This window comes from Actinotignum timonense (assembly GCF_002860685.3).
Taxonomy (GTDB): domain Bacteria; phylum Actinomycetota; class Actinomycetes; order Actinomycetales; family Actinomycetaceae; genus Actinotignum; species Actinotignum timonense.
Genome location: NZ_CP136960.1, coordinates 1,495,991 through 1,507,648 on the forward strand (window position 1 = coordinate 1,495,991; position 11,658 = coordinate 1,507,648).

Below are 11,658 nucleotides of genomic sequence, written 5' to 3' on the forward strand. Positions count from 1 at the left end.
TCGCGGGGAGGCTTCTGCATATTCCTACTCGGAAAAGGGGCGGATCCGGTTTACCCGGGTCCGCCCCTTTTTGCTTATAAGGCTTTCCGCTTCTTCGTTGTTGCGGCCTTTCGGCTCTTTGTTGTGCAGTTTTCGGCTCTTAGTTTTCGGCCTTTCGGGCCTTCGCTTTACGGCTTTCCGACTCCTGCTCACCTGCTCGCGCCCTGCTTGCATACTCTCACGACCTGCTTATATTCATCTCTTTTTTGTGGCATGCCGGGTGTACCCGGTGGTACTCTAGGTCACATTAGTACTAACGGCCTACTTGTTCGGTTGAATGGGCAACGGAACTTCGTGGCTACCACCTTTGGGAGATTATCTATGGGAACGATTGTTTCAACGCCAAACCGCTGGCTCGTCCTCATATCCGGCAGTGTTTTCACGTTTGCTTTATCGGGCACATCCGCCTTCTCGGTCTTCGTTTCTCCCCTCATGGAAGAAACCAGCTGGGACATGGGTCAGATTACCCTGGCCTTCACGCTCTACAATATTTTCATCGCCGTCATGGGGATTATCGTCGGAACCGTGGCGCATAAGATTGTTCCGCATCGCATTGTATTCACAGGTTCTTTATTCTTCGGGGCTGGATGGATCCTCACCGGCTTTGCGACAAGCGTTGCCATGATGTGGCTGACCTTCGGGGTGCTGGCAGGCATCGGCGGTGGCATGATCTATAACTACACCATCACCTCGGTACTCAAGTGGTTCCCAGATCGGCGGGGCCTCGCCTCCGGTTTGGTTATCGGATTCGCTGCGGTCGGGCCGGTTTTTGCGGCACCGGTGGCCACCGCGGTTATTGAAGCCAAGAGTGTTTTCGCAGGGTTTATCGTCCTGGGAATTGTTTATGCCATCCTTATGTTCATCTTCGCGGCATTCGTGCGCCCTCCGGCTGAAGGGTATATTCCTGCCGGGTGGACCCCGCCCAGTACGGATTCTTCCGTGCCCGGCGGAGTGCAGCTCACCTGGCGAGAAATGATGAAAACATCGACCTTCTGGCTGCTCTTCTTCGTTTTCGTGGGCGCTGGAACCTCCTACATGATGATGCTCGGGGCAGCGGCCACTATCGGTAAAGAACAAGCCGGCATGTCAGTTGAGCTGGCCACCATCTCCGTGACCGTGGTGGCCCTATCCAATTTCATTGGCCGGATGATCTTCGGAGCACTCTCGGATAAATTGGGGCGCGAAATCACCTTGATGATCGCCATGGCCGTCAATGTGGCGGCCATGCTCTCCATGTCCGTGGTGACTAACGCGGGCCTGTTCCTTGCTTTGATGGCCTTGGTCGGGGCTTCCGGCGGCGCCTTACTCGCTCTTTTCCCCGCGTTGGTATCTGACCAATTTGGTGCCAAGTACTCCACCCTCAATTACGCCATTATGTTCACGGCGTATTCCGTTGCTGCCCTCATCGCTCCCCAGCTGGCGGCCTTCTATCGGCAAAGCGGCAACTACGCCCCGGCATTCATGTGGGCAGCGGTTTTGACGGTTGCCGCCATCGCTGCTCTCGGAATTGTTATGAAGAAAGGCTCCGTGTCACAGCGGCGCTCCAAGTAATAAAAGCTGCCGCCAGCGGCGGTATAACCCAATATAAGAGGAGAAAAAATGAGTCAGAAAACTGCTGTTATCACAGGAGCAGCATCAGGTATGGGGCTCACAGAGGCCAAGCTCTTCGCCGAGCGCGGCTACAAGGTTGCCCTTCTTGACGTCAATGAGGACGGTCTAAAATCTGCGGTGGCAGAGATCAAGGCCGCGGGTGGCGAAGCATCATCCTTCACCATTGACCTGACCGATCACGATTCCATTATCGCTACCGTGGCCGAGGTGGAAAAAGAATTCGAGCATATCGACGTGCTCGTCAATAACGCCGGTGTCTTTGACAAGTACCAGGCATCCCTGGATACTCCGCGCGAACGCTGGGATTTCCTCCTGGCTATTAACCTGACCTCCGTCTTTGATATGACGAACGCAGTCCTCCCCGGTATGCTCAAGCGCGGCGAGGGCGCGGTGGTGAATATTGCCTCCGTTGCCGGAATCGTAGCTGCCAAGGGCGGGGCCGCGTATACCGCTGCCAAGCACGCCGTTATTGGCTACACCAAGCACCTGGCCTCGGAATACAGCAAGGAAGGGATCCGCTTCAACGCCGTGGCACCGGGGACTATCGTGACGCCCTTGGTCGCGGGCATTGTGGATTCTATTCCCACCGATCCGGTTCCGCTGCGCCGCTTTGGTCAGCCTGAAGAAGTTGCGGAAGCGGTCTTCTTCCTGGCGGACGGTAAGGCCGGCTTCGTGAACGGCACCACGCTGACCGTGGATGGCGGTTTCACTATCCAATAAAGTGCCGGAGAAACTCCGGGAATCACCCCGGTTATCACCGCGCTTCGGGTTCCCCTCAAGCTATGCGGGGGACCGGGTCCACCAAGATAAAAAGGAAGTGGTCGGAAACAATATCCATGTTTCCGACCACTTCCTGTGCTGGCACTAGCTAACTCACGGGAGTAAGCCAGCCCAGCGAAGCCACAGTACTTAGGCGGCGCGCTGCACCTTGCCGGCCTTGAGGCACGAGGTGCACACGTTGAGGCGCTTGGGGGCGCCCTTCACAAGCGCGCGAACACGCTGAATATTCGGGTTCCAGCGGCGGCTAGTACGCACGTGCGAGTGCGAGACGCTCTTCCCGAAGCCCGGGTGCTTGCCGCAGACGTCACAAACAGAAGCCACGGTGTTCTCCTTCGGTTGATCATGGATCCGCTCGCGCACCTGCCGCTGTTCGGTAGATACACCTGAGCGCATAGGAAAATTACAACTCCACTAGTATAGCGGTCAGAAGAGCGCTTGCCAAAGGTTCCCTCCGTGGCGTAGGGCACGTGCGGCGGGAGTGGCGGCGTCGTCGTGATAAAAAATGCTAAGCCGTAACGGTGCCGGTCCGCACCACCGCGGGCCGTGATGGCGACGGGTCGCGCGGGCAACGTTCCGTTAGGGAAAATATAACGCGGGTGTTAATGTGAAGAGTATGGACAGCGCGCAGGCGGCGGCACAGAAGCGAGGCGGCAGCCCGGCCGTGGTATCGGACGGGTGGACCGCGCTCAGCGTGCCCCTTGAGCGCGCCCTGGGCAAACGCAGCGCCACCTCGTTTGCGCGGCTCGGGCTGCACACCGTGGGTGAACTGCTCTACCACCTGCCCTTCCGTTACGCGCGCCGCGGTGAACTCCTCCCCATCGAGCAGGTGCGCGAGGGTGAGGACGTCACCGTGATCGGCCGGGTGGTGGGCGCGGACTTGCGGCCCATGCGCGCGCGGCGCGGCTTCATCCTCTCCGTTCTCATGACCGACGGTGCCCGCGAACTCAGCCTCACCTTTTTTGCGAAATCGCAGCGGGTTTTGGCCTACCACGAACGGCGCCTGCAACCCGGCACGGTTGCTACATTTTCGGGCACGGTGAGTTCCTACCGCGGCACCCTGCAACTTACCCACCCGGATTACGACCTAGTAGAAGACGAGGGTAGCGTGGACGTGGAGCGCCTGCGCCGCCCCATCCCCATCTATCACGCCAGCGCCGCGCTGCCCTCCTGGAAAATCGAACGGGCGGTCAGTACCGTTCTCACCGGGCTGACCAGCGCGGATGTTCCCGATTTGCTTCCCGCCGGCTACCGGCGCGCTCACGGCCTGCCCACCCGGCTCGAGGCGCTGCGCCGGGCTCACCGCCCCGCGGAACCCATCACCGCCGCGCTTGCCCAGCTGCCGTTCCGCCACGAAGAAGCCCTGGTGCTCCACACTGTGCTCGCCCGGCGCCGCGCCGCCCGCGCCGCGCATCCCACCACCGCCTACCCACCGCGCAGCGGCGGACTCCTGGATGCTTTTGATGCCCGCTTGCCATTTGAGCTCACCGCCGGGCAGCGCGCGGTGGGGGAGGAGATTTCCGCGGACCTGGCCGCCACCACCCCGATGCAGCGCCTGCTCCAAGGCGATGTGGGAAGCGGGAAAACCGTGGTGGCCCTGCGTGCCATGCTCCAGGTGGTCGATGGCGGAGGCCAGGCAGCCCTCCTGGCGCCCACCGAAGTACTGGCCGCCCAGCACGCCCGCAGTGTGCGCGAACTGCTCGGGGATCTGGGCGCGGGCGGGATGCTGGGCGCAGCCGAGCACTCCACCCGGGTGGAACTCCTCACCGGATCGCTCACCGCCAGCGAGCGCCGCGCCACCCTGGCCCGCATCGCCTCGGGAGAAGCCGGCATTATTATCGGCACCCACGCGCTGCTTTCCGATACAGTCCAGATTCCCTTCCTAGGCCTGGCGGTCGTGGACGAACAGCACCGCTTCGGGGTGGACCAACGCGATAGCCTCGCGCGCGGCGTCCACACCCTCGTCATGACCGCCACCCCCATCCCGCGCACCGTCGCCATGACCGTTTTCGGAGATATGGCCGTCTCCACCTTGCGCGAACTGCCGGGCGGCCGCGCCGGGGTGAGCACCGTCGTCGTTCCGGAAAACCGCGCGAACTGGATCGCGCGCATGTGGTGGCGCGCCCGGGAAGAAACTGCGGGCGGCGGGCGCGTGTACGTGCTCGCTCCCCGTATTAGTGAGAACGACGACGCAGCCGCCCCCGCGGAGGACCCGGGCGGCGAAAGTACGCTGGCCACCGTCACTGAACTGGCCGAACGCCTGCGCGCCCTGCCCCAATTCGAGGGAATCGCGGTAGGGGAGATGCACGGGCGGCTGAGCGCCGCGGAAAAAGACGCCGCCATGGCGGATTTCGCGGCCGGGCGAGTGCCGGTGCTGGTTTCCACCACCGTTATCGAAGTGGGGGTGGATGTTCCGCAGGCCACCATGATGATCATTATGAATGCAGAACGCTTCGGGCTGTCCCAGCTGCACCAGCTGCGCGGGCGCATCGGGCGCGGGAGCAAAGCCGGGCTGTGCCTGGCGGTGAGCGGTGCCCCGGAAGGAAGCCTGGCCGCCGAACGCCTCGCGGCTTTCGCCGCCACCACGGACGGTTTCGCGCTGGCCGAAAAAGATGTGGAGCTGCGCTCCGAAGGTGATGTGCTGGGGACCCGGCAGGCGGGAACCACCTCCCACCTGCGTTTCCTCTCCGCGGTGCGCGACGCTGATATTATCGCTACCGCGCGCGCCGCCGCTACGGACCTCGTGGAACGCGGCGCGCCGCCGGCGGAGCTGGAACGGGCCGCGGACGCATTGGATACCGAGCGAGCCACCTACCTGGAAAGGGGATAAGCAATGACACGTATTGTTGCCGGAACCGCCAAGGGGCATATTCTGCGGGTGCCGAGTTCGGGGACCCGCCCCACCTCGGAAAAAGCTCGCGAAGCGGTGTTTTCCCGGCTCGACCATCGCGGCTTTATTGCTGATGGGGAAGTCCTGGATCTTTTTGCCGGCTCGGGTGCGCTGGGTTTGGAAGCGAAAAGCCGCGGGGCGCGCGCCGTCGTGCTGGTGGAATCGGAAGGGCCGGCGGTCAGCATTATTCGTGACAACGCCGCCCGCGCCCACCTCGATGTGACCGTGGTCCGGATGAAAGCGGAAAAGTATCTCTCCCAGGAACCGAATTATCGTTTCGATGCCGTTTTCGTGGACCCGCCCTACCGCTATACAGAAGCACAGATCACGAAGGTGCTCGAAGGCTTGGCCCCGCATGTAGCAGCGGACGCCGTCGTCGTAGTGGAACGCGATAGCTCTTCACCGGAACCGAGCTGGCCGGAGGGGTGGGAACTCGATGATTCGCGCCGTTACGGGACCGCGACCCTGTGGACGGCGCAGCGCAGCGCGGATGCGCAATAATCGCGCGTCGACTAGGCCGAGCGCCTCAGGAAAGATTAGGCTATAACTATGACGCTTGCAGTCTGCCCCGGATCCTTCGATCCCGTCACTTTCGGACATCTCGACGTTTTTGCCCGCGCCGCTTCCCTCTTTGACGAGGTTGTTATTCTGGTCGCGCATAACTCTTCGAAAAATCCGCTTTTTTCGCCGCGGCAACGCGTGGAGTTCATTCGCGAAGAAGTGCGCCACATGGCCAATGTGCGGGTGGAAGATTTCGGCGGGCTGCTAGTGGATTTTTGCCGCGATATCCGGGCGGACGCCATCGTCAAGGGGCTGCGTTCCGCGGTGGATCTTGATGCGGAATACCCCATGGCGCTCATGAACCGGGAAATATCGGGGATCGAAACGGTGTTCCTGGTGGGGGACCCGGCGAAAGGCCATATTGCCTCCTCGCTGGTCAAAGATGTGGCACGGCACAAAGGTGACGTGCAGAGTTTCGTTCCCGCGCGGGTGGCGCGGGCTTTGGAAGAGGAGATGCAATGACTCAGGATACGCGCGGGCAATCGGTGGTGGAGATCCTCGATGAGCTCCTCGCCCTGGTGGATAACGCCCGGTCCATCCCCATGTCCGCCTCGGTGATGATCAACCAATCCGAGGTGCGTGACCTGCTCCAGCTCGCCCGCGATGCGGTGCCCGACCAGGTGCTCCGTGCCGATGATGTGCTGGCCGATATTGATTCGGTGCGTGCCTCCGGCCGCCAGGAAGCCGCCAGTATTATTGCCTCGGCCCGCCAGGATGCGGAAAATATTGTGGCCGAAGCGCGCGCCCAGGCCAGCCGGCTCGTCTCCAATGACGCCATCACCATCGCGGCGCGCTCCACGGCCGCCCGGATTGAGGATGAGGCTAAGCAGAAGGCCGAACGGCTGCGCGAAGGCGCCAACCACTACTCCGATTCCACCCTCGCCACCTTGGAAGGCCAGGTGAACGGGGTGGCCGCCGCACTGGAAGAAGCCGTGCGGGCCGCGCACGAAAAAATGGATGCGGCCCTCGCGCAGATTTACGCGGGCCGGGAAGTCCTCGCCAGCCGCCAAGAAACCACCGACGCTGTTTTTGATCATTCCGAGGAGGAATAGTGGACCTTCGCAGTCCTTTTGTTGTGTCGCTGCACGATTTACCGCGTAGCGACGGCTCCCTCATGCCGGTGCGGGAAACCTTTGCTGCCCCCGCGGATATGGGTATCGAGCTCATGACCGTCCCCACCGGATCCGAGCTGGATGTGGACCTCAGCCTCACCTCGGTTTCCGAAGGCGTGTACATCGGCGGGCAGGTGCATTTCACGGTTGCGGGCCAGTGCTCGCGCTGCCTGCGTGAGATTCACGAAGAACGCACCCAGGACGTATCCGACCTGGCCTACTACCCGCAGCGGCGCGCCGAACTCATCGCCGAAGGGGATGAAGACGCCGAAGAACACCCGGTCATTGAGGATGACCACGTGGATCTGGAACCGGTGCTCCGCGATGCCATCGTGCTCAACCTGCCCTTCCAGCCGCTGTGCTCGCCCACCTGCCAGGGCCTGTGCGCCGGCTGCGGGGAACGCCTGGAAGACCTGCCCGAAGGGCACCACCACGAGGCCCCGCCGCTGCGCTCGGACGCCCTGGATGCGCTGGAAGCCCAGCTGCGAGCACAGGAGTAAGTGGAATACGTATGGCCTATCGCGAATTAGTGGAACAGTGGGGAATTGACCTGCCCCGGCCGCTGCTGCGCCGCGCCCTCACGCATCGCAGCTTCGCTTTCGAACACGACGAACCCCATAACGAGCGCCTGGAATTCCTGGGTGACTCCATTTTGGGCCTCATTATCGCAGAGAAAGTTTTCCGGGAATACCCGGACGCATCCGAAGGTGATATGTCCCAGATGAAAACTTACGCGGTGTCCGAAAAGGCGCTCGCCGATGTGGCGCGGCGTATCAACCTGGGCGATTCCCTGCGCCTGGGCCGCGGGGAAGACCGCTCCGGCGGGCGCAATAAGGACTCCATCCTTTCCGATACCGTGGAAGCGCTGATCGCCGCCACTTACCTGGAACACGGGATGGAACCCACCCGCGAAATCGTGGACCGACTCCTCGATTCCAAGATTAAAGACGCCTCCGTGCTGGGCCCGAACCTTGATTGGCAAACGAGTTTCGAAGAACTCGCGCACGGCCTGGGCTGGGAGGGCACCATGGAGTTCGAACTCAGCTCCACCGGCCCCGATCACGCGCGGGTTTTCACGGCTGTTGCGTCGATGGCCGGGCGCGCATGGGGCAGCGGCGAGGGCACCTCGCAAAAGAACGCACGCCACGCCGCCGCGGAAGCCTCCTACCGGATTCTCGCCGATCTGATCGAGAAGGGTGAAGTGCAACCGGTGGCTGAGGATAAGAACGACGACGCAGCTCCCGGCACGGGTGCATCCGCCACCGAGGGCGCTGCCGGCGCGGAATCCTAGTAGGTAGGCGTGCCCGAACTTCCCGAAGTTGAATCCATCCGGCGCGGGCTGGCCGAGCACCTGGTTGGCCGGCGCATCCTCGCCGCCCGCGCTTTCGGCACCCGCGTGATCCGCCGTGCCCCGCAGGGCCTGGCTCCGCTGGTGGGCCGCACCGTGCGAGCGGTGGTACGGCGCGGAAAATTCCTGTGGTGCGATATGGGGGAGGACCTGGCCCTCCTCGCCCACCTGGGCATGTCCGGGCAGTTCCGGGTGGATGAGCCGGGCGAGGAAGAAAGCCCTGCCGGGCAGCGCCGCCACCTGCGGGCCCGCTTCGAGCTCGATAACGGTCTGGTCGTTGATTTCGTGGACCAGCGCACTTTCGGCTACCTGGCGCCGGTCGCTTTCCAGGCCACCGCTGATGGCCAGCCGGGCGGGGCGGGATCCAAGCGCGCCGTCGTACCCGCGCCCGTGGCGCATATTGCCCGCGACCTGCTCGACCCTTATCTGGACGAAAGCGCGCTACTCGACATTCTCGGCACCACGCGGCGCGCGCTCAAACGCGTGCTCCTCGACCAGGAAATTGTTTCCGGAATCGGCAATATTTACGCCGATGAAATGCTCTACCGGGCGCGCATCCACCCGGAGGCGACCGCGCTCCCCGCGGCCGCGGCGCAGGCACTGCTCAACGCCGGGCGGGAAGTACTGGAGGCTGCGCTGGCCGCCGGCGGAACTTCGTTTGACAGCTTGTATGTGCATGTCAATGGGGAGAGTGGCTATTTTGAGCGGTCTTTGCAGGCCTACGGGCGGGCCGGGCAGCCCTGCGCGCGCTGCGGCACCCCTTTGCAGAAAATTACCCTCGGGGGCCGTTCCACCACGCTGTGCCCGGTATGTCAAGTCGCTCCGATTGGGTAGAATAAGGGCGGATTATTGACCGATGATGGTGATGCAAAAAAGGAGGGCCGGCGCGTGGCACAAAATATTCGCGTCATGATTATTGATGATCATGAAGTGGTACGGCGGGGAATCATTGAGGTGGTTGACCGTTCGGAGGGCCTCGAGGTGGTCGCTGAAGCCGGATGCGTAGAAGAAGCGGTGCGGCGCGGCGGCCTGGTACTCCCCGATGTGGCGCTGGTGGATCTGCGCCTCCCGGACGGCACCGGAATTGACATTATTAATCAATTCCAGGAGGTCAGCCCGGATACCAAGTGCATCGTCCTCACCTCTTTTGATGACGACGACGCCCTCTCCGAATCCCTCAACGCCGGCGCGAAAGCGTACCTCTTGAAGTCGGTGCGCGGGGCGGAAATCTCGGACAATATCAAGGCCGTGGCCGAAGGGCGCGTTCTGCTCGATGAGCGCACGGTCTCGCGCCGGCGCGCTGATCACGATGACCCCACCGCGGATCTCACCCCCTCGGAACGCAATGTTCTTGAGCTGATTGGGGATGGGCTGTCAAATCGGGAAATCGGCGAGCAGCTCGGGGTTGCAGAAAAAACGGTTAAGAACCACATCACCTCGCTGCTATCCAAGATGGGCCTGCAGCGGCGCACCCAGGTGGCCGCGTGGGTTGCCGGCCAGCGTGCCACCGGTTGGCGTAACCAGTAAGAACGCTTGTGGTGGCGCAGCGGCTGTGCAGTCACCCGGTTGAGCCGGCAGCCATAGTGCCCGCCTAGGTGCTTGCGCCTGTCGCTATCATCTAAACGGGCATTTATCCGTCAATAAGGGCCCGCCAGCGCACCACGGTACCGCGTTCGCTTCCCGGAGCGATGGAGAAAGTGCCGTGGTGGCGCCGGGCCCGGGCGGCCAGATTAGACAGCCCCGAACGCCGGCTCAATTCGCCAATGCCCACGCCGTCATCGGCAACTTCCACACTAATATCGCGGTCGGTGACAGTAACCGCCACGGTGATGGAATGAGCGTGGGCATGGCGCACCGCATTGGAGAGGCATTCGCGCACCACGGCGATAACGTCGTCGCTAATATCCGAACCGATAGCATCATCGATTTCGGTGTGAGTGCCGCTATCAATATCTTCGCCGCGCACGGTAATCCGCAGGCTCGGGGTGAAACCGAGCTGCGCCGTGACGGAGCTGACCTCGCGGCGCAGGCGTGAAACCACCGGAACAGACGTATCCGGGCCGCGCAGCGAGTAAATAATCTGGCGGATCTGCGCCACGGATTCGTCAATCGACTCGATAGCGTTATCGAGGGAATCGAGCACGTTATCGGCTACCGCATCCTCGGTTGCCAAATCATCGCGCAGTGCGGACAGGCGCATCCCGGAAGCAAATAACTGCTGGATCGCGAAATCGTGCAGATCGCGCGAAATACGGGAGCGTTCTTCCAGCTGGGCCGATTGGGCTTGCACATAGCGGGCATCGGCCAGTTCCAGGGCGAGGGCGGCCTGGTTGGCCACGCTTTCCGCCATCGTCAAATCAACCATGTCGAATTCGGCGCGTCCGCGCAGCCGCGCCAGGATAATAACGCCGCGTGCGGTATCCCCGCCGGCCATGGGCGCGTAAAGAAGCGGGCCGAAACGGTCGAGGGGGTTATCGGGGGAGGGAGCCGCGGTGCTCGTATCGATAATGCGCCCGAGCCCGCTTTGGGCCACGGCCCGCGCCCGGGAATCCCGCCCGAAGGTGGTGCCCACCAAGTCCTGCCCGGCATCCCCCGCCACAAATTCGCAGGCCCAGGTATCGGCCACCGAGGGCAGAATAATGAGGGCCAGATCGGCATCCGCTACCCGCCGCATTTCGGTGGCGATGAGCTGGAGGGCCTCTTCTTCATCGCTTCCTTGCAGCAGCGCGATAGTGATGCGCCGCGAGGCGGAAAGCCACTGCGCACGGGAATTCGATTCCTCGTACAGGCGCGCATTTTCGACGGCGATGGTGGCCGCGCGCGCCAAGAGCGCAATGAGGTTAATATCGGATTCGCTAAAAGCCCCGGGCTTGTTAAAGAAGATCACTCGGGCGAGCACCCGGTTCCCGGTCATGAGGCGGGAGGTGAGGAAATTCGTGATACCCGGGCCGTAGATGCCGTCCTGGTGGCTGGCGGCGCTGAGCGGAGTGCTGCCAGCGGCGGGCTCCGGGGTGATGCCGCTTTCGTCGTGCACGGCGCTCACCGCTTCGGCGCGATCCCACATCACGGTATCCTCATCGCCCAAGCTGGTCAGGTCCCGATCCAGGCTGGTGGGGGTGAGGCTGGCAGCCGCGGGCAGCGGCTGGCCCAGGGTGACAATGCTCGTCACCTTTTCCGCCGAATTGAATATAAGAACGGCGGCGCTGGATGCCCCGGTTAGTTTCAATCCGGCGCCGGCCAGATTTTCGAGCACCTGGGTGCGATCCAGGCGCGCGGTCAAGGCCAGCGCATTGAAAATAACCGTTGTGGTATCCAGCATC

The 11,658-nt window shown here is 62.6% G+C and carries 12 protein-coding genes; 10 read left to right on the top strand and 2 right to left on the bottom strand.

Features of this window, described 5'->3' with window-relative positions; genetic code table 11:
* Positions 1–360: 360 nt before the first annotated feature.
* Together CYJ17_RS06185 and CYJ17_RS06190 are read left to right on the top strand one after the other, a co-directional pair.
* Positions 361–1,590, top strand: coding sequence for an L-lactate MFS transporter (locus CYJ17_RS06185; RefSeq protein WP_180948622.1), 1,230 nt, complete (start codon positions 361–363; stop codon positions 1,588–1,590).
* Positions 1,591–1,638: 48 nt separating this feature from the next.
* A complete protein-coding gene (locus CYJ17_RS06190) occupies positions 1,639–2,370 on the top strand; it encodes an SDR family NAD(P)-dependent oxidoreductase (protein ID WP_026429463.1) in 732 nt (243 codons plus the stop codon).
* 189 nt (positions 2,371–2,559) lie between these two features.
* On the opposite strand, the gene rpmB is transcribed toward CYJ17_RS06190, so the two are convergent.
* The gene (gene rpmB, locus CYJ17_RS06195) at positions 2,560–2,751 is read right to left on the bottom strand and encodes a 50S ribosomal protein L28 (protein ID WP_016442917.1); all 192 of its coding nucleotides are present in this window, start codon (positions 2,749–2,751) and stop codon (positions 2,560–2,562) included.
* Between the two features lie 292 nt (positions 2,752–3,043).
* Here rpmB and CYJ17_RS06200 point away from each other — a divergent pair, with 292 nt between their 5' ends.
* The 8 genes from CYJ17_RS06200 to CYJ17_RS06235 all read left to right on the top strand — a co-directional run bounded on the left by CYJ17_RS06200 (position 3,044) and on the right by CYJ17_RS06235 (position 9,865).
* Positions 3,044–5,257: an ATP-dependent DNA helicase RecG gene (locus CYJ17_RS06200; RefSeq protein ID WP_244899283.1), complete on the top strand. Its 2,214-nt coding sequence runs from the start codon at positions 3,044–3,046 to the stop codon at positions 5,255–5,257.
* A gap of 3 nt (positions 5,258–5,260) precedes the next feature.
* Positions 5,261–5,818 carry a 16S rRNA (guanine(966)-N(2))-methyltransferase RsmD gene (gene rsmD / locus CYJ17_RS06205; RefSeq protein ID WP_087070886.1) on the top strand — a complete coding sequence of 186 codons (558 nt, stop codon included), beginning with the start codon at positions 5,261–5,263 and terminating at the stop codon, positions 5,816–5,818.
* A 48-nt stretch (positions 5,819–5,866) separates the two neighbouring features.
* Complete coding sequence (gene coaD / locus CYJ17_RS06210) at positions 5,867–6,340, top strand: pantetheine-phosphate adenylyltransferase (protein ID WP_087070885.1); 474 nt, start codon at positions 5,867–5,869, stop codon at positions 6,338–6,340.
* Positions 6,337–6,930: a hypothetical protein gene (locus tag CYJ17_RS06215; RefSeq protein ID WP_101595031.1), complete on the top strand. Its 594-nt coding sequence runs from the start codon at positions 6,337–6,339 to the stop codon at positions 6,928–6,930. Before coaD ends, CYJ17_RS06215 begins: the two co-directional genes overlap by 4 nt.
* The gene (locus tag CYJ17_RS06220; RefSeq protein ID WP_101595026.1) at positions 6,930–7,490 is read left to right on the top strand and encodes a YceD family protein; all 561 of its coding nucleotides are present in this window, start codon (positions 6,930–6,932) and stop codon (positions 7,488–7,490) included. The genes CYJ17_RS06215 and CYJ17_RS06220 overlap by 1 nt, the downstream gene beginning before the upstream one ends.
* 11 nt (positions 7,491–7,501) lie before the next feature.
* The gene (gene rnc, locus CYJ17_RS06225) at positions 7,502–8,281 is read left to right on the top strand and encodes a ribonuclease III (RefSeq protein ID WP_101595023.1); all 780 of its coding nucleotides are present in this window, start codon (positions 7,502–7,504) and stop codon (positions 8,279–8,281) included.
* Between the two features lie 9 nt (positions 8,282–8,290).
* Positions 8,291–9,172: a bifunctional DNA-formamidopyrimidine glycosylase/DNA-(apurinic or apyrimidinic site) lyase gene (mutM, locus tag CYJ17_RS06230; RefSeq protein WP_101595020.1), complete on the top strand. Its 882-nt coding sequence runs from the start codon at positions 8,291–8,293 to the stop codon at positions 9,170–9,172.
* A 75-nt stretch (positions 9,173–9,247) separates the two neighbouring features.
* Positions 9,248–9,865, top strand: a complete 618-nt coding sequence (locus tag CYJ17_RS06235) for a response regulator (RefSeq protein WP_039899046.1) — start codon at positions 9,248–9,250, stop codon at positions 9,863–9,865.
* 103 nt (positions 9,866–9,968) lie between these two features.
* On the opposite strand, the gene CYJ17_RS06240 is transcribed toward CYJ17_RS06235, so the two are convergent.
* Positions 9,969–11,657, bottom strand: coding sequence for a GAF domain-containing sensor histidine kinase (locus CYJ17_RS06240; RefSeq protein WP_180948887.1), 1,689 nt, complete (start codon positions 11,655–11,657; stop codon positions 9,969–9,971).
* Between the last annotated feature and the right edge of the window lies 1 nt (position 11,658).